Origin of the sequence: Actinomadura madurae, from assembly GCF_047130825.1 — a bacterium.
Taxonomy (GTDB): domain Bacteria; phylum Actinomycetota; class Actinomycetes; order Streptosporangiales; family Streptosporangiaceae; genus Spirillospora; species Spirillospora madurae.
Window position 1 is genome coordinate 10,111,152 of record NZ_CP083237.1, and the last position, 22,700, is coordinate 10,133,851.

17 protein-coding genes and 1 riboswitch are annotated in these 22,700 nt (G+C 74.2%); of the genes, 7 read left to right on the plus strand and 10 right to left on the minus strand.

All coding sequences use genetic code 11. The features are described 5' to 3' along the window. Positions 1 to 2: 2 nt before the first annotated feature. Genes K8Z49_RS47430 through K8Z49_RS47440 form a run of 3 tightly spaced genes read right to left on the minus strand, consistent with a single transcriptional unit; the run spans position 3 to position 4,494 of the window. The gene (locus tag K8Z49_RS47430; protein ID WP_412517155.1) at positions 3 to 932 is read right to left on the minus strand and encodes a hydroxymethylglutaryl-CoA lyase; all 930 of its coding nucleotides are present in this window, start codon (positions 930 to 932) and stop codon (positions 3 to 5) included. Positions 933 to 934: 2 nt separating this feature from the next. Then, positions 935 to 2,872, minus strand: coding sequence for an acetyl-CoA carboxylase biotin carboxylase subunit (locus K8Z49_RS47435; RefSeq protein ID WP_111833400.1), 1,938 nt, complete (start codon positions 2,870 to 2,872; stop codon positions 935 to 937). Between the two features lie 8 nt (positions 2,873 to 2,880). Beyond that, on the minus strand, positions 2,881 to 4,494 hold the full coding sequence (locus K8Z49_RS47440) for a carboxyl transferase domain-containing protein (RefSeq protein WP_412517156.1): 1,614 nt from the start codon (positions 4,492 to 4,494) through the stop codon (positions 2,881 to 2,883). A gap of 78 nt (positions 4,495 to 4,572) precedes the next feature. Here K8Z49_RS47440 and K8Z49_RS47445 point away from each other — a divergent pair, with 78 nt between their 5' ends. Continuing rightward, positions 4,573 to 5,163: a TetR/AcrR family transcriptional regulator gene (locus K8Z49_RS47445; protein ID WP_075020016.1), complete on the plus strand. Its 591-nt coding sequence runs from the start codon at positions 4,573 to 4,575 to the stop codon at positions 5,161 to 5,163. 19 nt (positions 5,164 to 5,182) lie between these two features. Here K8Z49_RS47445 and K8Z49_RS47450 read toward each other — a convergent pair whose 3' ends face one another. Together K8Z49_RS47450 and K8Z49_RS47455 are read right to left on the minus strand one after the other, a co-directional pair. After that, positions 5,183 to 6,541 (minus strand): extracellular solute-binding protein, encoded by a 1,359-nt coding sequence (locus K8Z49_RS47450; protein ID WP_412517157.1) that lies wholly within the window; start codon positions 6,539 to 6,541, stop codon positions 5,183 to 5,185. Continuing rightward, positions 6,538 to 8,637 carry a vWA domain-containing protein gene (locus K8Z49_RS47455; protein ID WP_412517158.1) on the minus strand — a complete coding sequence of 700 codons (2,100 nt, stop codon included), beginning with the start codon at positions 8,635 to 8,637 and terminating at the stop codon, positions 6,538 to 6,540. The genes K8Z49_RS47450 and K8Z49_RS47455 overlap by 4 nt, the downstream gene beginning before the upstream one ends. A 234-nt stretch (positions 8,638 to 8,871) precedes the next feature. On the opposite strand from K8Z49_RS47455, the gene K8Z49_RS47460 reads away from it, so the two are divergent. Both K8Z49_RS47460 and K8Z49_RS47465 read left to right on the plus strand, forming a co-directional pair. Continuing rightward, a complete protein-coding gene (locus tag K8Z49_RS47460; RefSeq protein ID WP_075020019.1) occupies positions 8,872 to 10,419 on the plus strand; it encodes an AMP-binding protein in 1,548 nt (515 codons plus the stop codon). Positions 10,420 to 10,496: 77 nt separating this feature from the next. Next, positions 10,497 to 11,903 carry a chromosome segregation ATPase gene (locus K8Z49_RS47465; RefSeq protein WP_412517159.1) on the plus strand — a complete coding sequence of 469 codons (1,407 nt, stop codon included), beginning with the start codon at positions 10,497 to 10,499 and terminating at the stop codon, positions 11,901 to 11,903. Positions 11,904 to 12,019: 116 nt separating this feature from the next. Here K8Z49_RS47465 and K8Z49_RS47470 read toward each other — a convergent pair whose 3' ends face one another. The 4 genes from K8Z49_RS47470 to K8Z49_RS47485 form a co-directional block, all read right to left on the minus strand. Next, positions 12,020 to 12,712 carry an adenosylcobinamide amidohydrolase gene (locus K8Z49_RS47470; protein WP_412517160.1) on the minus strand — a complete coding sequence of 231 codons (693 nt, stop codon included), beginning with the start codon at positions 12,710 to 12,712 and terminating at the stop codon, positions 12,020 to 12,022. Next, a complete protein-coding gene (locus K8Z49_RS47475) occupies positions 12,709 to 13,479 on the minus strand; it encodes an ABC transporter ATP-binding protein (RefSeq protein ID WP_021599051.1) in 771 nt (256 codons plus the stop codon). The genes K8Z49_RS47470 and K8Z49_RS47475 overlap by 4 nt, the downstream gene beginning before the upstream one ends. Next, a complete protein-coding gene (locus tag K8Z49_RS47480) occupies positions 13,476 to 14,495 on the minus strand; it encodes a FecCD family ABC transporter permease (protein ID WP_052357468.1) in 1,020 nt (339 codons plus the stop codon). Before K8Z49_RS47480 ends, K8Z49_RS47475 begins: the two co-directional genes overlap by 4 nt. 283 nt (positions 14,496 to 14,778) lie before the next feature. Beyond that, the gene (locus K8Z49_RS47485) at positions 14,779 to 15,702 is read right to left on the minus strand and encodes an ABC transporter substrate-binding protein (RefSeq protein ID WP_075020021.1); all 924 of its coding nucleotides are present in this window, start codon (positions 15,700 to 15,702) and stop codon (positions 14,779 to 14,781) included. 69 nt (positions 15,703 to 15,771) lie between these two features. Next, positions 15,772 to 15,892, minus strand: a riboswitch (cobalamin riboswitch). An 83-nt stretch (positions 15,893 to 15,975) separates the two neighbouring features. Here K8Z49_RS47485 and K8Z49_RS47490 point away from each other — a divergent pair. Both K8Z49_RS47490 and K8Z49_RS47495 read left to right on the plus strand, forming a co-directional pair. Beyond that, positions 15,976 to 16,602, plus strand: a complete 627-nt coding sequence (locus tag K8Z49_RS47490) for a TetR/AcrR family transcriptional regulator (RefSeq protein WP_412517161.1) — start codon at positions 15,976 to 15,978, stop codon at positions 16,600 to 16,602. Beyond that, on the plus strand, positions 16,599 to 16,976 hold the full coding sequence (locus tag K8Z49_RS47495; RefSeq protein WP_021599056.1) for a hypothetical protein: 378 nt from the start codon (positions 16,599 to 16,601) through the stop codon (positions 16,974 to 16,976). The genes K8Z49_RS47490 and K8Z49_RS47495 overlap by 4 nt, the downstream gene beginning before the upstream one ends. On the opposite strand, the gene K8Z49_RS47500 is transcribed toward K8Z49_RS47495, so the two are convergent. After that, a complete protein-coding gene (locus tag K8Z49_RS47500) occupies positions 16,963 to 17,874 on the minus strand; it encodes an LLM class F420-dependent oxidoreductase (protein ID WP_412517162.1) in 912 nt (303 codons plus the stop codon). The two genes, K8Z49_RS47495 and K8Z49_RS47500, sit on opposite strands and share 14 nt — an antisense overlap. A 478-nt stretch (positions 17,875 to 18,352) precedes the next feature. On the opposite strand from K8Z49_RS47500, the gene K8Z49_RS47505 reads away from it, so the two are divergent. Next, the gene (locus K8Z49_RS47505; protein WP_412517163.1) at positions 18,353 to 20,467 is read left to right on the plus strand and encodes a serine/threonine-protein kinase; all 2,115 of its coding nucleotides are present in this window, start codon (positions 18,353 to 18,355) and stop codon (positions 20,465 to 20,467) included. Then, the gene (locus K8Z49_RS47510; RefSeq protein ID WP_412517164.1) at positions 20,467 to 22,602 is read left to right on the plus strand and encodes a protein kinase domain-containing protein; all 2,136 of its coding nucleotides are present in this window, start codon (positions 20,467 to 20,469) and stop codon (positions 22,600 to 22,602) included. Before K8Z49_RS47505 ends, K8Z49_RS47510 begins: the two co-directional genes overlap by 1 nt. Positions 22,603 to 22,700 lie beyond the last annotated feature (98 nt).

A 22,700-nucleotide genomic window follows, 5' to 3' on the forward strand; every position in this document is an offset into this window, starting at 1 on the left:
GGCTACTCCGAATCCGGTGACGGTGACAGTGCTTGGACCACGCGGGACGGGCTGGGCCGGCCCAGGTGGCCGGCCATCCAGCGGCTCGTGGCGACGAGCGCGGCCAGGTCGACGCCCGTCTCGACGCCGAGTCCGTCCAGCATCCAGACGAGGTCCTCGGTGGGCAGGTTGCCGGTGGCGCTCTCCGCGTACGGGCAGCCGCCGAGGCCGCCCGCCGACGCGTCCACGACGGTGACGCCCGCGTGGAGCGCGGCGAGGGTGTTGGCGAGCGCCTGCCCGTAGGTGTCGTGGAAGTGGACGGCGAGCCGGTCGGTGCCGATGCCCGCCGCGGCGAAGGCCTCGATGAGCGCGGTGACGTGGCCGGGCGTGCCGACGCCGATGGTGTCGCCGATGCTGAGCTGCGAGCAGCCCATGTCCATCATGCGGGACGCCACGGAGACGACCTGCTCGATCGGGACGTCGCCTTCCCACGGGTCGCCGAACGCCATCGACACGTAGGCGCGCACCCAGAGCCCTTCGGCGCGGGCCCGCTCGACGACGGGGGCGAACATCGCGAGCGACTCGTCCACGGTGCGGTTCAGGTTGCGGCGCGCGAACGTCTCGGTCGCGCTGCCGAAGATCGCGATCTCGGTGACGCCGTTGGCGAGCGCCCGGTCCAGGCCCCGCTCGTTCGGGACGAGGACCGGGTAGCGCAGCTCGGGCGAGCGCGGCAGGACGCCCAGCAGCTCCTCGGCGTCCGCGAGCTGCGGCACCCACTTGGGGTGGACGAAGCTCGTGGTCTCGATCGTGCGCAGGCCCGCGTCCGCGAGCCGGGTCACGAACTCCGACTTGACCCCGGCGGGGACGACCGCCTTCTCGTTCTGCAGCCCGTCCCGGGGCCCGACCTCGTAGATCGTGACCCGCTCGGGAAGGCCGGGCAGCGGTACCGGCATCCTCACGCCTCCTCGATCACGGCCAGCACCGCGTCCAGGGCGACCTGCGCGCCCGCGCGGACCGGCAGCTTCGCCACGACGCCGGCGAGCGGCGCGGTGACCGTGTGCTCCATCTTCATCGCCTCGACGACCACCAGCGGCTGCCCGGCGTCGACGTGGTCGCCCTCGGCCGCCTTGACGGCCAGGACCGTCCCCGGCATCGGGCTGCGCAGCACCCCGTCGCCCGTGGCGCCCGCGGCGGCGCCGCCCTCGGCGCGGACGTGCTCGCTCAACGCCCACGCGTGCCCGTCCCGGCCGAGCCACAGCGTCCGCCCGTCGTGGGCGGCCTCGAACGAGGTCGTCCTTCCACCGTAGGTCAGCGTGAAGGGCCTGGTCAGTGACGCGTCGACCGGCGGGTCGCCGCCGACGGCGACGCGGGCGGACGCGGCCCGCCCCTGCACGCGGACCTCCACCGGGTCGCCGCCGGACGGGGTGATGATCCACGGCGCCCACGCGTGCGCGCCGGGACGCCAGCCGTCCGGGACGTCCCACGGGTCGTCGCCGGATTCGAGGGCGAGCATCCGCTCCAGCGCCGCGGCGGCGAGCACCTCCGGCGGGACGGCCGTGCCCGAGAGCAGGTCGTCCAGGGATCGCTCGACCAGCCCCGTGTCGAGCTCGCCCGACACGACGGCCGGGTGCCGGAGCAGGGCCCGCAGGAACGCGACGTTCGTCGGGACGCCCAGCAGCGTGTACCCGGCGAGCGCGCGGTCGAGGCGGTGCAGGGCCTCGGCGCGGTCGGCGCCGTGCACGACGACCTTGGCGAGCATGGGGTCGTAGGAGCCCCCGACCTCCGTCCCGGCGTCGAGGCCGGAATCGACGCGGACGCCGTCGGGCTCGGTCAGCGACAGCACGCGCCCGCCCGTCGGCAGGAACCCCCGCGCCGGATCCTCGGCGTAGACGCGCGCCTCGATGGAGTGGCCGTCCAGGCGGACGTCGTCCTGCGCGAACGGCAGCGGCTCGCCCGCGGCCACCCGGAGTTGGAGCTCGACCAGGTCGAGGCCCGTGACCAGCTCCGTGACGGGGTGCTCGACCTGGAGCCGGGTGTTCATCTCCATGAAGAAGAACTCGTCCGGGCGGTCGGCGGAGACGATGTACTCGACCGTCCCCGCGCCCACGTACCCGACGGCACGCGCGGCGGCGACGGCGGCGGCGCCCATGCGCTCCCGGGCCGGGGGCCCCAGCAGCGGTGACGGCGCCTCCTCGATGATCTTCTGGTGGCGGCGCTGCAGGCTGCACTCGCGCTCGCCCAGATGGACCGCGTTCCCGTGCGCGTCGGCGAAGACCTGGATCTCGATGTGCCGCGGGTTCTCGACGAACCGCTCGGCGAGCAGCGTGTCGTCGCCGAACGAGCCGCGCGCCTCGCGGCGGGCGGACGCGATGGCCTCCGGCAGGTCGGCCGCGTCCCGGACGAGCCGCATGCCCTTCCCGCCGCCGCCGGCCGACGGCTTGAGCAGCACCGGCAGCCCGACCTCCAGCGCGGCGGACTTCAGCTCCGCGTCGGACAGGCCGGGTTCGTCCCGTCCGGGGACGACCGGGACGCCGGCCGCCGCGACCGTCCGCTTGGCGCGGATCTTGTCGCCCATCGCCTCGATGGCCTCCGCCGGCGGACCGATGAACACCAGGCCGGCCTCGCCGCAGGCCCGCGCGAAGGCCGTGTTCTCGGCCAGGAACCCGTACCCGGGGTGGACGGCCGACGCCCCGGCCGTCCGCGCGGCCGAGACCACCGCCTCGATGTCCAGGTACGACGGGATGCGGAACGCCTCGTCCGCCTCCCGCACGTGCCGCGACCGGGCGTCGGCGTCGGTGTGGACGGCCACCGACCGGACGCCGAGCCGCCGCAGCGTGCGGAAGACGCGGACGGCGATCTCCCCGCGGTTGGCGACCAGGACGCTGTCGAACATCAACACCCTCACATCCGGAAGACGCCGTAGCCGACCGGCTCCAGCGGTGCGTTGGCCGCGACCGACAGCCCGAGCCCCAGCACGCGCCGGGTGTCGAGCGGGTCGATCACTCCGTCGTCCCAGAGCCGCGCCGTCGAGTAGTACGGGTTCCCCTGCGCCTCGTACTGCTCGCGGATCGGCGCCTTGAACCCTTCCTCGTCCTGCGCGGACCACTCCTCGCCGCGCGCCTCCAGCTGGTCGCGCCGGACGGTCGCGAGGACGCTCGCCGCCTGCTCGCCGCCCATCACCGAGATGCGGGCGTTCGGCCACATCCACAGGAAGCGCGGCGAGTACGCCCGCCCGCACATCGCGTAGTTCCCGGCGCCGAACGAGCCGCCGATCACGACGGTGAACTTCGGGACGCGGGCGCACGCGACGGCGGTGACCATCTTGGCGCCGTGCTTGGCGATGCCGCCCGCCTCGTACTCGCGCCCGACCATGAACCCGGTGATGTTCTGCAGGAACACCAGCGGAACGCTGCGCCGGTCGCACAGCTCGATGAAGTGCGCGCCCTTCTGCGCCGACTCGCTGAACAGGATCCCGTTGTTCGCGACGATCCCCACCGGATGCCCGTGGATCCGCGCGAAGCCGGTGACGAGGGTGGCGCCGTACTCCTTCTTGAACTCCTGGAAGCGGCTGCCGTCCACGATCCGGGCGATGACCTCGCGCACGTCGAAGGGGGTGCGCGAGTCGGGCGGGACGATCCCGTACAGCTCAGCCGGGTCGGCGGCCGGCTCCTCCGGCGGCGCGACGTCCCAGGGCCGGGGCTCGCGCGGCCCCAGCGTGCCGACGATGTCGCGGACGATCCGCAGCGCGTGCGCGTCGTCGTCGGCGAGATGGTCGGTCACCCCGGACGTGCGGGAGTGCAGCTCGCCGCCGCCCAGCTCCTCGGCCGTCACGACCTCGCCGGTCGCGGCCTTCACCAGCGGCGGGCCGCCGAGGAAGATCGTCCCCTGGCCGCGGACGATGACCGCCTCGTCGCTCATCGCCGGGACGTAGGCGCCGCCCGCCGTGCACGACCCCAGCACCGCGGCGATCTGCGGGATGCCCCGCCCCGACATCGTGGCCTGGTTGTAGAAGATGCGACCGAAGTGCTCGCGGTCGGGGAACACCTCGTCCTGCCGGGGCAGGAACGCGCCCCCGGAGTCGACCAGGTAGACGCAGGGGAGCCGGTTGTGCAGCGCCACCTCCTGCGCGCGCAGATGCTTCTTCACCGTGATCGGGTAGTACGTGCCGCCCTTGACCGTCGCGTCGTTGGCGACGACGACGCATTCGCGGCCGGAGACCCGCCCGACGCCGGTGATGATGCCCGCGCCCCGCGCCTCGTCCCCGTACATGCCGTTCGCGGCCAGCGGCGACAGCTCCAGGAAGGGCGAGCCGGGATCGAGGAGCGTGTCGACCCGGTCGCGGGGGAGCAGCTTCCCGCGCGCGACGTGCCGCTCGCGGGCCCGCTCCGGCCCGCCGCGCCCCGCCCGGTCGATGCGGTCGCGCAACTCCGCGGCGAGGGCCTCGTTGTGGGCGGCGCTCGCCTTGAACGCCTCGCCCGCGACGTCGGCGCGGGTGCCGATCTCGGGTCCGCTCATGACCCCCCTTCCCGGTTAACGCTCATTAACAATGCCGATGTTAACGTCCGTTAACAACTCTAGTCTAGACTGGCCGGCATGACCTCCCCAGCGGCCGCGGAGCCCGCCGGCCCGCCGAACCCGCGGCGCGCCGAGATCCTCGGCGCCGCCGCCGAGCTGTTCGCGCGCCGCGGCTTCCACGGGGCCTCCATCGGCGACCTCGGCCGCGCCGTCGGGCTCACCGGGCCCGCCCTCTACCGGCACTTCAGCGGCAAGGAGGCGGTGCTCGCCGAGATGCTCCTCGACATCAGCGAGCGGCTGCTCGCCGAGGGCGCCCGCCGCGCCGCCGACCCCGATCCCCGGCGGGCCCTGGACGCGCTGCTGCGCTGGCACATCGCCTTCTCCCTCGACAACCCCGCGCTGATCACCGTGCACGAGCGGGAGCTGGACAACGTCCCCGAACCGCAGCGGCACCGGATCCGCCGGCTCCAGCGCGCCTACGTCGAGGAATGGGTCCGGGTCCTGCGCCGCCTCAGCCCCGGCCTGCCGGACGACCGGACCCGCGCGGCCGTCCACGCGTGCTTCGGCCTGCTCAACTCCACCCCGCGCAGCGCCGCCGGGCTCGACCGCGACGCGATGGGCGACCTCCTGCACGGCATGGCCCGCGCGGCGTTCGAAGGGGCCCACTAGCGAAGCCGGACGGCGCCCGTCAGCAGGACGCCGTGCGCCCGTCCAGGGAGCGCTCGATCGCCCGCGCGAACGTCCCGGCGTCCGTCCCCGCCTGGTCGAAGATCTTCTGGACGCAGCCGCGGAACGTGCCGCTGAACGTGCTGTAGTGCGGGGTCACCGGACGCGGCTCGGCCCGGCCGAGCGCGGTCACCACGGCCCGGCCGAGCTGGGTGAGCTGCGCCGCGTCGGGCACGTCGGTCTCGCCGGGGCCGAGCGGCTCCCCGGTCAGGGACGAGCACGTCCGTACTCCCACGTCGGCGGGCGAGCTGCGGCCCGGCGACAGGCCGAGCGCCGAGTAGCGGCCGGGCGCGAACCCGCCGCACGAGAACAGCAGGCGCTGGCTGCCCGTCCCGCTCAGGAACGCCACCAGATCGGCCGCGTCATCGGGGTTGGGGGAGAACGTGGACACCGCGAGGTTCTGCCCGCCGAGCACGGTCCGGCCGGGCAGCGCGGTCACCCCGAACCGCAGGCGCGTGCCGTCCCGCATGCGGGGCTCGGACGCGAGCACCGAGAACGCGTACGGCCAGTTGCGCATCAGTTTCGTCCCCGACGCGAACGCCTCGATGCTCTCCAGCTCGCCGTACTGGCGGGAGGGCGCGAGCGACCCGTGCGCCCGCGGCGCGAGCCGGGTGAGCGCCGGGTACACCGCGTCGCGCAGATCGTCCTCGTCCGGGCGGCCCGCGCCCGTCAGGCGCCCGGCGGCGCCGTCGTTCCACACCGCCTCCAGCGCGTTCACGGTGAGGCCCTCGTAGTCGGCGAGCTGCATCGCGACATCGGCGGACAGCAGTCCCGGCCAGGCCGCCGGCGGCGTCACGCCCTCCCAGTGGTAGAGGAGGCCGACGTCCACGTTGAACGGGACGGCGTACTGCTCGCCGTCGTACTCGCCCGTCCGCAGCGCGGCCGGGAAGAAGTCGTCCCGGTTCTCGATGTCGTCGAGCGGCCGCAGGTAGCCGCCGCCCGCGAACTGCGCCGTCCACGTGTTGTCCATGATCAGGACGTCGTAGGCGCAGCCGCCCGACTCCTGGACCGCCTTGAGCTGGCTGTGCTGGAGGTCGGTGGACTCCGACACCTCCACGAGCGTCGCGTGCGGGTGCGGGCGGCCGCCCGGATAGCGGCTCTCGTTCCACTGCCGGATCAGCGCCCGGCGCTGGTTCTTCAGGCTGACGTCGGTGCCGCCGGCGACCAGCAGCTCCGAGCGGTCGCAGCCGCCCTCGATCGCCCGGTAGGACGGGTCCGGCCACAGGAAGAGCACGAGGCCCGCGACCAGCACCAGCGCGGCCCCGGCGGCGGCGCTGACCCACGCCCGCCGGCCCCTCGGCAGGAACCGCCGTCCCCTCATCGCAGCTCCGACAGGAGCTCGGCCGCCTGCTCGGCCTCGGGCGCGTCGGTCAGCCGCACGCACCGCCCGCCGTCCGGGCCGAACGCGTCCACGATCTGCCGCACGGGCGAGGAGCCGCACGCCGCCGGGCCGGTCAGCACGACCGTCAGGCGCAGTCCCGGGTGCCGGTCGCGGAACTGGCCCGACAGCCATTCCGCGCGGGAGCCGATGCCGGGGTTGGTCGCGGGGGACTGCCCGTCGGTGACGAGGATGAGGTTCTGCCTGCCCGACCCGACGTCGGCCGCCGCGATCGCGTCGCTGAGCGGCTGGTCGGCGCCGCCGGACGCGACCGCCTGCAGCCGGCTCGCCACCTCGTTCTTCTGGTCCGGCGACGCCGGGTCCGGGGGAACGTTCCCGAACGTCTCCCGCCTGCCGGCCGGCGCCGTCGACGACGACACCTGGAGGCCCACGCGGTCGTTGCTCTGCAACTGCGTCACCAGGCTGCGCAGGAACGACGTCCCGCGGGCGAGGCGCGAGCCGTCGCGGCCCTGGGTCGCGCCGCCCATCGACCCGGACACGTCCAGCATCAGCGACACCGGGATCCTCGGGCGGGCGGCGCCGATGCGGTCGAGCGTCCGCTGGACGCCCTCCGCCGGTTGCAGCCCCACGACGGGCGGCATCACCCGGTTGCCGACCACGCTCTGGAGCCGCGACAGGTAGTGGTGCCCGGCGTCGCCCTCGTTCGCGGGCGGGATCACGCCGCGCTCGTCCCGGAAGCCCTGCGCCGTCAAGGGGTTGCGTTGGAGCCAGCGGCGGAACCCGGCGACCGCGGCGTCCCGCTCACGCGTGTCCTGGCCGCGCCAGCGGACCTGGACGAACGGGTAGTCGAGCGTCGGCAGGTCGGTCGCGTAGTACGGGTGCAGCCGCCACGCCGCGTACGCGTCCGCGTCGACGGCGCCGCAGCGGTCGCCGAGCGGGCGGCCCATGTCGTAGTCGTGCAGCACCTGCTCGGGGACGGCGACGGCGATGTCGTCCGGCGGCTCGGACGCCTGCGCGGCGGCCTGCTGGCGGAACCGGCACAGCAGCGACACCGCGTCCGGCGCCACGAGGTCGGCGGGCTCGGCGAACCGCTCGTCCTCCCGGTCGTCGCCGTCCGGCGTCGCGTCGTACAGCGCGGGGGTGACCGCGAGCGCCGCCGCCGACGTCTCGGGGATGGGGCGGGCGATCGCGCGCAGCTTCACCCCGGCGTCCGCGAACCGCCGCAGCAGCGCCGCCGTGTCCGTCGCGATGGGCGCCGCGATCGGGTCGGCGACGGACTCGTGGGCCTTGGTGAACAGCGCCAGCACGAGCGGCGACGTCCCGAGCGTCCCGCGCGGGCGGAAGACGGGATCCCCCTTCGCCGCGCCCGCCTGCGCCGCCCCCGCTTCCGCCGCCCCGGCTTGGCCCGCGCCCTTCGGGACGAAGTCGTACTCGGCCGTCGACGACGGGACCCAGATGTCGGGCTGCGGGCCGAAGAGCTGCTGGGCGTCGCTGTGCCGCTCGTCGGCGGGCTCGCTGCGCCGCCACAGCAGCCGGAACCCGTCGTACAGCGGGACCGGCCCCGTCTCGGGGACCACGGTGACGCTGTACTTGCGGCAGCCGCGGTCGTCCCGGCCGTCGTTGGCGAACTCGGCGGCCGCGGCGCGCAGCGGCGTGAGCGTCTCCGGGGCGGTCAGCACCCGCAGTTCGAGCGGCTGCCCGCACGCGCCCGTCCGCTCACCCAGCCGGTGGACGCCGACGCCGGCGAGCAGGACCAGCGCCATCGCCGCGGCCCCGGCGACCCCCCACGCCAGCGCCGCGCCGCCCCACTTCAGCGTCTTCGACACACGCTCCATGACGGCGTGCGCGTGGTCGGGGTAGAAGGCGAACAGGCCCGCCGTCACCGCCGCGATGACCAGCAGCGAGATCGCCGCGTTGAGCCAGAACGCGCCGTGGACGAGCGTCACTCCGAGGCTGATGACCACGGTGGAGACCAGGTCGAGGACCAGCACCTGGAGCAGCCGGCGGAGCCAGCCCGGTAAGCCGTCCCGGCGTGCCGGAGGCCGTGACCGGTCGCCGTCGCCGTGCGGTCCCGTCATCACGCCCCATCGCCGCGTAGGTCTCGTTTCTTCGGCCCCCCGGCACTTGAGATCACATGATACGTAGCCGCACGGTCGCGGTCAGCGGCTTCGCCGACCGAGACGGGCGATCCGCCGCCCGGCGGGCACGGGGCCCGCCCTCTTGACGGGCCGCCAGCAACATAGGTCAGATGGACGCGGGTCACCCCATGGATCGGACAAAGGGCCGCCTGGACCGGACAAAAGGAGAGCCTCATGGGCGTTGAGGGCGTCGGCTTCTACGAGATCGCGCGCAACCACCCCGATCGTGCCGCCGTGCTGGCTCCGGGCGTGCCGATGACCTACGGCGAGCTGCACGCCGAGGTGAACCGGCTCTCCAACGCGCTGGACGGCCTCGGCCTGCGGCCCGGCGACGCCCTGGCGACCGTCCTCGGCAACCGGCCCGAGTTCCTCACCGTCCTGCTCGCCGCCACGCAGTCGGGGCTCTACCTCGTCCCGGCGAGCCGCCACCTGACCGCGCCCGAGATCGGCTACATCCTGGCCGACAGCGGCGCCAAGGCCGTCATCACCGAGAGCGCGCTCGCCGGCGCGGTCTCGGGCGCCGCCGAGGAGGCGGGCATTCCGGCCGGCGGGCGCCTCAGCGTCGACCCCGCCGAGGGGTTCCGCTCGACGGCCTCGCTGTGCGCCTCGGCCGGCGCCGGCCCGCCCGCCGAACGGCGGATGGGCTCGATCATGCTCTACACGTCCGGGACGACGGGACGCCCGAAGGGCGTCCGGCGGCCGCTGCTCGACATCCCGCCCGAGATGCTCATCGAGGTCATGCGGCAGACGCTGATGCGCCATCTGGGCCTCGGACCCGGCGACGAGGTCCACCTCGCCATCGGGCCCCTCTACCACTCCGCGCCGTGCGTCCACGCGATGATGGCGCTGAACCTCGGGCACGCCGTCGTCGTCGCCCCGCAGTTCCGTCCCGAGCACACCCTGGAGCTGATCCAGCGGCACGGCGTCACCAACACCTTCATGGTGCCGACGATGTTCCACCGGATGCTGGCCCTGCCGGACGACGTCCGCGCCCGCTACGACGTGTCGTCGCTGCGGCAGGTGTTCCACAGCGCCGCGCCGGTCCCCGTGGAGACCAAGCAGCGGATGATGGACTGGTGGGGGCCCGTCCTCTACGAGTACTACGGCTCCACCGAGAGCGGCCCCGTCGTCGTCGCGAGGCCGCACGACTGGCTCGCCCGCCCCGGGACGGTCGGATGCCCGGTCGACGGCGTCCAGATCAAGATCCTCGACCCGGAGGGCGCCGAGCTGCCGCCGGGGGAGACCGGGCTGATCTACGCGACCGGCCAGCCCGGGTTCGAGTACCACGGCGACCCGGACAAGACCGCCTCCAGCATGCGGGGCGAGTACTACACCCCCGGCGACCTCGGCCACCTCGACGAGGACGGCTGGCTCTACATGAGCGACCGCCGCACCGACCTGATCATCTCCGGCGGGGTGAACATCTACCCGGCCGAGATCGAGTCGGCTCTGCTGCAGCATCCGGCGGTCGGCGACGTCGTCGTCATCGGCGTCCCGGACGAGGACTGGGGGCAGAGCGCCGTCGCGCTCGTCGAACCGGCCGAGGACGCCGAGCCCGGTGACGCCCTCGCCGCCGAACTCCTCGCGCACTGCGGGCCGCGCCTGTCGAAACTCAAGCACCCGCGGCGCGTGGAGTTCCGCGAGACGCTGCCGCGCACCCCGTCCGGCAAACTCAGCCGCCGCCGCGTTCGGGAGGACTACCTGCGGGAACACGCCGGCTGAGCCCTGCGGGGCGAACGGGCCGCAAGTCGTTGCCGGAAACGTCGAACGCCTCCCGGTGTTCGTGCGTACCACGGCACATGGAAGACCAGAAGGTCGCCCCGATCGACAACGTCGCCCCGACCCCCGCCGCCACGACGCAGACCGACCTTCCCGTCATCACCGACCCGGCCGCCTACGCCGAGGGCGACCCCGCGCCCTCCGGCGGCCAGGTCGAGGGAGTGGACGCGGCGCGGGCGTCCGCCGACGCCGCGGCGCTGCTCCAGGCCGCGTCGGACGCCGCCCGCTCGCCCGCGCGGCAGGCCGACCCGCCGGCCGACCCGACCACCCGGGCCGGCGCGGGGCAGCCGCCGGCCGCCGAAGACGACCGCGCCGGGATCGCACGCCTCGGTGACCCGGTCGCGGTCTGGCCGTGCGCCGGCTGCGGACGGCCCGTGCCGCAGCCGGTGCGCGGCGCCCGCACCGTCCGCTACTGCCAGGACGGGGACGGCGCGTGCGAGAAGGCCGCGCTGGCGAGCCGCGAACGCGGCCTGGAGTCTCCCGGCCTCACCGGCCAGGTCGCCTGGACGTGGGAGATGGTCGACCGGCTGGAGGGCCTCGCCGACCGGCTCGCCGGGTCGCTGATGTCCGAGCTGAGCGTCGCCGGCGTCGAGCGGCGGCTCGCCGACGTCCGCGCCGAGGCCGCCGGGCAGGTCGCGATCGCGCAGCGGGAGCGCGACGAGTCCCACCAGCAGGCCCAGCTGGCGTGGCGGGAGACCGCCACCGCGCGGGCCCGGGCGGAGGCCGCCGAGCAGGAGGCCGCGTCCGCGCGCGCGGAGGCCCAGCGCCTCGCCGCCGAACTGGACGCCGCGCGGCAGGAGCGCCAGGAGGCCAAGGACGGCGCCGACGGCGACCGCGCGGCCCGCCTCGCCGCCGAGCGCGAACGCGACCGGATGGCCTCCCGGGAGGGCGAGCTGCTCGCCTCCCTGGAGAGCGCCCGCGCGGAGCTGGTCGCGCTGCACGGGCGGCTGTCGGAGGCCGAGACCCTCGTCGAGGGGCAGCGCGTCGAGGCCGACGCCGCCACCCGCGCCGCCGAGGACCTGCGCTCGGCCGTCCGGGACGCCGAGGCCAAGCGGGGGCAGGCCGTCGCCGACCGGGACCAGATCCAGGCGCGGGCCCGCGAGCTCGAACAGCACACCTGGCAGCTCACCCGCACCGCCGACGAGCTGCGCGCCGCGGTCCGGGCGCTGACCGCCGAACGCGACGCCGCCCGCGCCGAGGCCGACCGCGCCCGCCGCCGCGTCGACGCGCTCACCGCGACGGCCGACGGGCGCCCCGAGCCCGGCCCGCGCCCGCCCGTCGACCGGGAGCCGCCGACGGGGCTGCACGCCCTGCCGCCGATGAACGGGTCCCTGCTGGACATCGGGGGCGACCCGCTCGCCACCGACCCGCTCCGCCACAACGGCCACAACGGATACAGCGGACATCGCCTTCCCTATGCCGGCTGACGGTCACGCCGGTCGGAGGACGCACATGTAGGAGGTGAGGCCAACCCCACACTGCACTGGCCCTGAGACCGGCCGCCGTACCGCACCGGGGTGGTACGGCGGCCGGTGCCGGTCCTCTAGTCCTCGCCCGCCAGGAGCCGGGCGTAGTCGAGGGCCCCGGCGCGCACGGCGGCGTGCACGGCGCGGGCGATCCTCGCCCCCCACGTCGAGCGCGGCCCCGCGAAGATCTCCTCCTGCCCGCCGGTCGTGACCACGACGCAGATCGCGTCGGACGCCGTTCCCGTGCACGGGAACCCCGCTTCGAGCAGTGCCTGCGTCTTGGCCTCCGTGGCGGTGACGACCGCGTTCACCAGCGCCGCGTCGCTCATCGGCACGGGCACGCCGACCACGATGTTGACGGTCCCGGGGGCGGGGGCGGGCTCGGACGCGCCGTCCGTCGTGAGCGGCGCCAGCTCGGGATCGGCCGTCCCGGCGGGCGCGGCGGCCCAGGTCGGGACGCGCAGCCCGACCGTCGCCGACACGCTCACCCCCTCGTCGTCGCGCCGCACGGTGCGCGCCACCGGCGCCGCCGTGAGCATCCCGGCGCCCCGGCCGTCCAGCCCCTGCGACGCCGCCAGCTCGGCCAGGTGCGCGACGGGATCCGTCCGCGCGTAGGCGCCCGGCACCTGCGCGTTCAGCACCCAGCGGGCCGGGCCGATGCCGCCGCCGAGCATCGCCGAGGAGATCATCCGGTGCCCGGGGCCCGGCCGCCACACGGTCATGGCGAGCCGCGCGCCGTCCTCCTCGCGCCACACCGTCTCGATGTTCACGGACGCTCCAGTGACAGGATCGGCCGGCCGCCCGGACCGGACGTGACGTGCACGCGCGCGCCGAAATGCTCCTCGACGGTCGCGCGGGTGAGGACCTGCTCGGGCCGTCCCGCCGCGGCGACCCGCCCGCCCGACAGCAGGACCAGGCCGTCGGCGTACTGCCCCGCCAGGGTCAGGTCGTGGATCGTGGTCACGACGGTCAGCTCGTCGGACAGCCGCAGCTGGTCGATCAGCTCCAGCACCTGCTGCTGATGGCCGATGTCCAGCGCGGTCGTCGGCTCGTCCAGCAGGAGCACCGAGGCCTGCTGGGCGAGCGCGCGGGCCAGCACCACGCGCTGCCGCTCCCCGCCCGACAGATGGTCCAGCGGGCGGGCGGAGAAGGCGGTGAGGTCCAGCCTGCCGAGCACCTCGCCGGTGATGGCCCGGTCGCGCGCGCTCTCCCGCCCGAGATGCGGGATGTAGGGGGAGCGGCCCAGCAGGGCGTAGTCGAACACCGTCATGCCGACCGGGAGGTGCGGGCTCTGCGGGGCGTAGGCGACCAGCCGGGCACGCTGCCTCGGCTTGAGCGTCTGCAGGTCCGCGCCCGCGAGGGCGATCCCGCCACGGGACGGGACGAGCCCGAGGACCGCGCGCAGCAGCGTCGACTTCCCCGCGCCGTTCGGCCCGATGACCGCCGTCCACGACCCGGCGGGGACGTCCAGCGACACCCCCTCCAGCACCGGCCGCCCGCCGAGCGCGACGTCCAGGCCCCGCACCGCGACCGTCACGTGTCCACCTGCCTGCGGGACGCGCGCAGCACCACGACGAAGAACGGCCCGCCGACGAACGCCGTCACGACGCCCAGCGGCAGCTCCCCCGGCTTGATCACCGTCCGCGCAACCAGGTCCGCCGCTTCCAGGAACGCCGCCCCGCCGAGCAGCGACAGCGGCAGCACGATCCGGTACGAGCCGCCCGCCAGCCGCCGCACGATGTGCGGGACGACGATGCCGACGAACGCGATCAGCCCGCTCACCGCGACCGCGGACGCCGTCGCCAGCGACGCCGCCACCAGCACCGTCAGCCGCACCCGCGCCGCCGACAGCCCGAGCGACGCCGCCTCCTCGTCCCCGACGCTCAGCACGTCCAGCAGCCGGCCGTGCGCGAGCAGCACGACCGTCGACACCAGCGCGTACGGGGCCACGAGCCCGAGCTGGTGCCAGTCGGCCGTCCCGACGCCGCCGAGGATCCACGAGAAGATCCGCTGCAGCTCCTGGGCCTTCATCTGCTGGACGAACGTCTGCACCGCCGCCAGGAAGGACGACACCGCCACCCCCGCCAGCACCAGCGTGGCCGCCCCGTTCCCGCGCCCCGCCGCGACGCTGCCGAGCGTGTACGCCAGGAACACCCCGCCCATGGCGCCGGCGAACGCGGCCAGCGGCACCCCGTACCCGGGGTCGCCCGGCACCAGCACGATCACCAGCGTCGCGCCGACCCCCGCGCCGGCCGCCGCGCCGAGCAGGTACGGGTCGGCGAGCGGGTTGCGGAACACCCCCTGGTACCCGGCGCCCGCCACCGCCAGCATCCCGCCGGCCAGCGCCGCCATCAGCGCCCGCGGCACGCGCAGCTGGAACAGCACGTTCTCGTCGATCACCCCGAACCCCGAGTCGACGTGCACGAACGGAATCTTGTCGGCGAGGGCCTTCAGCACCCCCGCCACCGGCAGCCCGGCCGCCCCGACCAGCACCCCGGCCAGCAGCGCCGCCACCAGCAGCCCGACCGCCACCGCAAGTGGCAACGGCCGCAACCTGGCCTGCTGCCGCGCCTCCCTCCGCCCGCGCCGCGCCTTCCACCCGCGCCACCCGATCACACCGGCCCCGGCGTCCGAAAGATCCCCCTGCTGAGAGGGCGCCCCGGTCTCGGCCTCGACGGTCTCGTCGTTTGGAGCGTTCTTCGTGTGCCCGCGGGGCTCGGACGTCCCGGCCTCGTCGGTCGGGGCGTCCGAGCCCGGCCCGCGTCGCGCAGACGTCTTGGTCTGGTCGTCAGGGGCGTCTCCGGAGCGGGCCTTGCTCACGGGCGGGCGTTCCCGGTCACTGGACCTTCTGGGCGGCGTCGCCGATCGCCTTCACGAACTCGGGCAGGCGGGGACCCCAGCGGGAGGCGATGTCGTCGTCGAGCTCGACCACGCCCTCGCCCTTGACGGCCTCCAGGTCCGACCAGCCGGGGCGCTTGGCGAGGGCGGCGGCGTTCTGCCCGCAGCACTTGGTGTCGGCCAGGAAGATCAGGTCCGGGTCCTGCTTGAGCAGGTACTCGCGGGACAGCTGAGGGTACCCGCCGGACGCCTTGCCCGCCTTGTCGGCGATGTTCTGCAGGCCGAACAGCCCGTACACCTGGCCCACGAACGTCTGGGACGTCACCGAGTGCAGCTGCTGGTCGAGCTCGTGGTAGTAGGTGAGGCCCTTGGCCTTGGACGACGCGGCGACCGTCCGCTGGATCGAGGCGCGCATGTCGTCGGTGACCTTCTTCGCCTCGGCGGTGTGGCCGGTGGCCTGCCCGAGGTCGGTGATCTCGTCGTAGGCGTCGTCCAGCTTCGTCGCCGCCGGCTCCAGCAGGACCGGCACCTTGACCTTCTCCAGCGCCTTGACCACGCCGTTCAGGTCGTCCGACAGGACGACGAGGTCCGGCTTGTAGGCGATGATCGCCTCGGCGTTCGGCTTGAAGCCGGACAGCTTCGTCTTGGGCGCGTTCGCCGGGTGGTTGGAGTACTCGTCCACCGCCACCACCTGCGGCCCGGCACCGATCGCGAACAGCGTCTCGGTGTGGGTGGGGGAGAGGGAGACGATCCGCTTCGGCCTGGCCGGCACCGTCACCGCGCCGTTCCCGGCCTGGACGGTGACGGACTGCTCGGCGGACGTCGTCCCGTCCCCGGACGTCGCGTCGTCGCCGCCGCATGCGGAGGCGAACATGACGGCGCCGATCGCCATCACCGCGCCGAGGGTGCGTACGGGTCTCACTGGAGCCTCCATGCTGCGGGAAGCCGCGGCCCGCTCAGGACGGATCGCCCTTCCACGGGGTCGATGGTCGTCGGCGCGCGAGGAGGCGACCTGGCTCGGCCACTCGGAAGGGCACCACAGTTGCGGGACAGCGCCGGGTTCACACCGGACTTCGCTCCAGGCGCGCAGCATCGCAACGGTATCAGCCCATGAGTGCGGGTCTGTCGGAATCTCCGGAGTGAGTACTCACTTCGAAGTTGACGGAGTGAGTGCTCACTCCGTAGCTTGGCGTGCATGGAGCCGAAGAGACGGCGGCGCGCTCCCGGGATGAGCCCCGCCGAGCGCCGCGAAATGATCGTCCGGACCGCGTTGCCGCTGGTCGCCGAGCACGGCACCGCCGTCACGACCGGGCAGATCGCCCGCGCGGCCGGGATCGGCGAGGCCACGATCTTCCGGGTGTTCGCCGACAAGGAGGAACTGCTGGACGCGTGCGTCGCCGAGGCGCTCCGGGGCGAGCACGTCCTCGCGGAGATCGAGGCGATCCCGCTCGACCAGCCGCTGCCCGCCCGGCTCGCCGAGGCCGCCGCCGCGGTGGAGGCCTACCTCACCCGCATGGGCCTGGTCATCGGCGCGCTGCACGCCACCGGACGCGGCAACCGCGGCCTGCCCGGCGGCCGCGAGCATCCCGGCGCCGGCCGCGAGAACGCGATGACCCGCACCCGCGACGCCCTCGCCGACCTGTTCGAACCGGAACGCGACCGGCTGCGCCTGCCCGCCGAGCAGATCGCGAGCCTGTTCATGGGCCTGCTCTTCACGCGCTCCCGCCCGCCCGGCGGCCCCGAGACGCCCGACCCCCTGCCGGTCGAGGCCTACCTCGACGTCTTCCTCCACGGAGCCCTCAAGGAAGGAACCCCCGAATGACGATCACGCTCAACCACACGATCGTGACCGCCGCCGACAACGACGAGGCCGCCCGCTTCTTCGCCACCGTGATGGGCCTGCGCTACACCGGCGTCCACCCCCACGCGCGGCACTTCGTCCCGATCCGCGTGAACGACGGGCTCACCCTCGACTTCATGACCGTCGCCTACCCGCAGGGCCACCACCTGGCCTTCGACGTGGACGCCGCCACCTTCGACACCGTCCGGGACCGCCTCGACGCCCGCGAGATCCCCTACGGCGACGACCCCGCCCACCCGGACAGCGGCCGCGTCGACGACGACCACCCGCTGGGCGGACGCGGCCTCTTCTTCTCCGACTCCAGCGGCAACCTCTACGAGCTCATCGCCCCGTGACGGTCTTGAGGAACTCCCGGGTGCGCCTGCGGTCGTCGCCCGGCATGTACTCGCCGGCGACGAAATCGGTGACGCCGGCCTTCGCCAGCTCCTCCAACTTCGCCGCGACCGCGTCCTCGTCCCCGACGACCGCCAGGTCGCCGGGCCCCTCGGCGCCCTCCCGGTCCATCATCGCCCGGTAGGACGGCAGCGTCCCGTACACCTCGAACGTCTTCGCGGCCTGCTCCCTCGCCCGCTCCACGTCGCCGGTCACGCACAGCGGGAGGCTGCACACGATCCGCGGCGCGTCCCGTCCGGCCGCCTGGGCCGCCGCCGTGATGGTCGGCGCGATGTGGTCGCGCACGGTCACCGGACCGGTCATCCACAGCACCGTCCCGTCCGCGCGTTCCGCCGCCAGCTTCAGCATCTTCGGCCCGAGCGCGGCGAGCAGCAGGGGCACGCGCCCCTCGTTCTGGACGCTCAGCCCGATGTTCCCCGTCACCGTCTCACCGGTGAACGCGGCGTTCTCCCCGTTCAGCAAAGGCGCCAGCACCGACAGGTACTCGTCCATGTGCCGGAGCGGCCGGCCGAAATCGTACCCGTACATGTCCTCGATCACGATCTTGTGGGACAGCCCGATGCCGAGCGTCAGCCGCCCCTGCAGCGCCAGGGCGGTCGTGCGCGCCTGCTGCGCCATGGCCGCCGGGTGCCGCGGATACGTCGGCACCACGGCGGTCCCCAGCTCGATCCCCGGCACCTCGCGCCCCGCCACGGCCAGCGCGGTCAGCGCGTCCAGCCCGAAGATGTGCGACAGCCACGCCGAGGGGAACCCGTCGTCCGCCGCCCGCCGCACATCGTCCGCCAGCTTGGCGAGCGCGTCCGCGCCGCCACGATCGTTCAGCAACACACCGACCCGCACAGCACCCTCCCCAGAACCGGAATAACCCGATCCTTACACACGCCCCGCATATGCCGATCATGAAGAGGTCGCCACAAGATGTGCAGGGCGCGGCATGTGGTGACGGCCGGGTGCGGTGTGCGCGAGGCGTTCGTGATCCTTGCCACAGCCATCATCCGGCGGCGGCGCCTCGCCCGTTGATTCCGTCGCCCGCATTCGTGAACCTCGGCCGGGTGCCGGCGTTCACGCCCGTCCAGCTGCGCAACGATCTCGGCATCGGGCTGGACGAGGCCCGCCGCTCCGGGGTCGCCGTGCTCCGTCATGGCGCGGGCCCCTACTGCGTCAGGGTGCGAGCGAACTCTCTGTCGAACAGAACCGTCTATTTGGATGCGAGCCGCCCCATGCCCCGTCGATGATGGAGAACCACACTTATGATCATGCGCCTGATGCCGGGCACGGCCCCGCCGGGTCTCGGCACCGCGGCCGGGGAGGGAGCCGAGTGAGCGGTGTCGCGCCGGTACGGGCGGGCGACCCGGGGTGTCTCGGGCGGTATCGGATCGTCGGGCGGCTCGGCGGCGGCGGGATGGGCACGGTGTTCCTCGCCCTGTCGCCGGGCGGGCGCGCGGTCGCCGTGAAGGCGGTGCGCGCCGAACTGGTGGAGGATCCGGGGTTCCGGCGCCGGTTCGTCCGGGAGGTCGAGGCGGCCCGCCAGGTGAGCGGCTTCTTCACCGCCGCCGTGGTCGACGCCGACCCCGAGGGGAGGCCGCCGTGGCTGGCCACCGAGTACGTGCCCGGGGTCTCTCTGGAGGCGGCGGTGGCCGCGCACGGCGCCTGGCCGGAGGGAACGGTGCTCGCGCTGGGCGCCGCGCTGGCGGAGGCGCTGGAGAGCGTGCACGCGGCGGGTGTGGTGCACCGCGACCTCAAGCCGTCGAACGTGCTGCTGGCGGCGGACGGCCCGCGCGTGATCGACTTCGGGATCGCGCGGGCGGCCGAGGCCACCGAGCTCACCGAGACCGGCATGGTCATCGGCACGCCCGGTTTCATCGCCCCCGAGCAACTCGTGGACGACGAGGTCACCGCCGCCGGCGACGTCTTCGCCCTCGGCGCCGTGCTGGTGTTCGCGGTGACCGGCACCGGCCCGTTCGGGGCAGGGCACGCCGACGCCCTGAACTACCGGGTCGTCCACGAGGAACCGGAGCTGACCGGTGTGCCGACCGCGCTGGCGGACGTCGCCGCCCGCTGCATGGCCAGGGACCCCGCCCGGCGTCCCACCGTCCCCGACCTGGTCGGGGAGTTGAGCCGGATGCCGGGGACAGGGCAGGCCGCGGGCTTCTTCACGGAGGCGGGCTGGCTGCCCGCCCCGGTGGCCGCGGATGTCCTCCGCATCAGGTCCGCGCCGCTTCCGCCCCCGCCCGCTTCCGCCCCGTCCGCCGCCGCCCCGCCGGACTCGCCCGGTGCGCGCGTGTCGCCTGTTCCAGTGGGACGGACGCGGGCGCCTGGCCCCGCGCGGCGCCGGATCCTGGCCGCCGTGGCCGGCGCGGGGGCGGTCGCGCTCGTCGTCGCGGCGGTCGTCCTCACCGTCCGGCTGTCGGGTGACGACGGGGAGGCCGAGGCCGCCGGGCCGCCGCGGCGCAAGGAGCTGTGGACCTTCCCGTTGGAGGAGGGCATGCATCTGGCGCAAGTGGTCGGAGGCACAGCGTACATCGACGACCAGAAGGGCGGCCTGTACGCCCTGAACGGCGAGAACGGCCGGCTGCGCTGGAAGTACGCGCACTCCCTGGGCGACGTCCCGACGGGCCCGCTGTTCCTGGGGGCCACCGATTCGGCGGTGTACTACGGCGCCGGAGAGTACACCTACGCCCGGGACGCCGGCAGCGGCGAGGAACTGTGGAAGTGGAAGGACCACGGCATCCATCCGTCGATCGAGGTGGTCGGAGAAAAGCTCTACGCGTCGGACGTCCGGCTGATCGCGCGCGACGCCCGAACCGGGCGGGAGACGTGGACCAACACCTACAAGGGCTTCTCGAAGCAGGGGCCGGTCGTCTCCGGAGGAGTCGTCTTCGCGGTGATCAGTGACGGCACCCTGCGCGCGGTGGATGCGGAGACCGGCGCGGACCTCTGGCGCATCGAGGCCGGGGACCGGCTCGCGTCATCGCCCGTCGCCGCGAACGGCACCGTCTACTTCGGCGTCCGGGACGGTTCCCTGCACGCGGTGAACGCCGCGACGGGCCGGTACGCGTGGAAGCAGGGCTTCGAGGGCGCCTCCTGGGACCCCGCCATCGCCGGCGGAGCCGGCGCCCCGATCATCGCGGACGGCGTCGCCTACTTCGAGAACGACGGTTACGTGTGCGCCTTCGCCGCCGACACCGGCAAGCCGCTGTGGCGGCACAAGCCGGGAGTGGACGAGGCCCATCTGCTGTCGGTCGAGAACGGGACGGTGCTCTTCGGCGACGGCGACGGCGACGACGAGGACGCCGGGAACCTCTACGCCCTGGACGCCCGCAACGGCACCCGCCTGTGGAAGGAGCACGTGGGCGGGAGTCCGGGCGTCATCGACGGTCGACTCTATGTCGAGGAAGACGACGTCCTGCGCGTGCTCTCGGACGCCCGCTGATGGGGCGCGGGGAGGTGTACGCGCCGCTGGAGGCGGGCGACCCGGAGCGGCTCGGGCCGTACCGGCTCGTCGGGCGGCTCGGCGGCGGCGGGATGGGTCAGGTCTTCCTGGCGTCGTCGCCGGGGGGCCGCGCGATCGCGGTGAAGGCGGTGCGGGCCGAGCTGGCGGAGGATCCGGGGTTCCGGCGCCGGTTCGTCCGGGAGGTCGAGGCGGCCCGCCGCGTGAGCGGTCCCTTCACCGCCGCCGTGGTGGACGCCGACCCGGGCGGGGCGCCGCCGTGGCTGGCCTCCGAGTACGTGCCGGGGCTGTCGCTGAAGGCCGCGCTCGACGCGCACGGCGCCCTGCCGGACGGGACGGTCCGGGCTTTGGGCGCCGCGCTCGCGGAGGCGCTGGAGGGCGTGCACGCGGCGGGTGTGGTGCACCGCGACCTCAAGCCGTCGAACGTGCTGCTGGCGGCGGACGGCCCGCGCCTGATCGACTTCGGGATCGCGCTGGCGTCCGAGAGCACGCGGCTGACGGTGACGGGGGCGATGGTCGGCACGCCCGGCTTCATGTCCCCCGAGCAGTTGCGGGGCGGCGCGGTCGGCCCGGCGAGCGACGTCTTCTCCCTCGGCGCCGTCCTGGCGTACGCGGCGACCGGGACCGCACCGTTCCGCGGCGGCTCGGTGCACGCCCTGAACTACCGGATCGTCCACGGGGACCCCGACCTCACCGGCGTGCCGTCCGGGCTGGCGGACGTCGTGGCACGCTGCCTGGACAAGGACCCTGGCAGGCGTCCCACCGTCCCCGACCTGGTCGCGGAACTGGGCCGCGCGTCGCGGGCGTGGCCGGCCGGCTGGCTGCCCGAACCGCTGACGGCCGAGATCACCCGCACGGTCGCCCCGCCCCCCACTCCCACCGCCGTCGTGACGGCGCCGTACCAGGGCCCGCCTCAGGCACCCGCTCCCCGGCGGCTGCTCACTCGGAGGCGTGCCCTGGCGGGACTCGCCGCCGTCACCGTCCTCGTCAGCGTCGCCACCACGCTGCTCCTCACCGGTGGAGATCCGGACGCCGACCGGGCAGGCCGCACCGATCGTGGCGCTGAGCCCAGCCCGCCGGTCTTGAAGCAGTTGTGGTCCTACGGGGGAGACACGGCCTGGCCACCGCAGGTCAAGGACGGGACGGTGTATTTCGGCGACGGTGGCGGAGTCATCCACGCCGTGGACGCCCGGACCGGCGAAGCCCGCTGGAAACGCGACCGGGCGTGGGGCGGCGGCAACTCCCTGATCATCGCTGGAGACAGGATCTACGTCAGCGCCTACACCGACTCCTCCCGCGACAGCGACAGCGGCCGCGTGTTCGCGCTGGACGCCGGTTCCGGCCGCCGGCTGTGGGAGTCCCACGGCGGCACGCTGCTGCTCGGCGAAGCGGTGTCCGGCCGGCACATGTACCTCTTCCACCGGACGTCCGATGAGGAGAAGACGTCGGTGTACGCGCTGGACACCGGCACCGGCAAGAAGGCGTGGAGCCACGAAGCCGGGATCGTCTGGGAGATGACCGCCCACGGGAACGTCGTCTACTACGTCGCGAGCACCTACGACGAGCCGGGCCCGCAACTCCACGCGCTGAACGCCGACACCGGCGAGCGGCTGTGGAAGGCCCCCTTCTCCGGCGACATCCGCAGCCGGCCGGAGTCGCTCACCGTGACCGGCGGCGTCATCTACGCGATCGGTGAGGACGGCACCGTCTCGGCCCGCGACCCGGGTAACGGGGCATTGTTGTGGAACACCCCAACCGGCCTCCGCGACTTCTCAGACTCGTGGCTGCCCGTGCTGTCCGATGGGGTTCTCTACGTCAGCGGCAACGCCGACTCCCAGGGAGATGCCGGGCAGGCGGTCGCGTTCAACGCGAAGACCGGCGCGATGATGTGGCGGCGCGACCTTCCCCAGGTGAGCTCGTCGCCCACCGTCTCGTCAGGGACGGCATACGTCAGCACGAAGACCGGCGAACTGCACCTCCTGAACGCCGGTGACGGCGCCTCCCTGGGGAAGGTCAGGTTGGCGGACGGCCGCGACCCCAACGCGGTGGTGTCCGGCGGGGTGGTCTACTTCGGCGCCGGTGACGGCCACCTCCGCGCGGCCGCCATAACCCGCTGACTCCAGCCGCCGGCATTGCCCGGCCCGGGACGACGCGAGGCCCCACGCGGTCTCGAAGATCGTGCCGGGGTGACGCCAGGACTTGCCTCACCTCCACG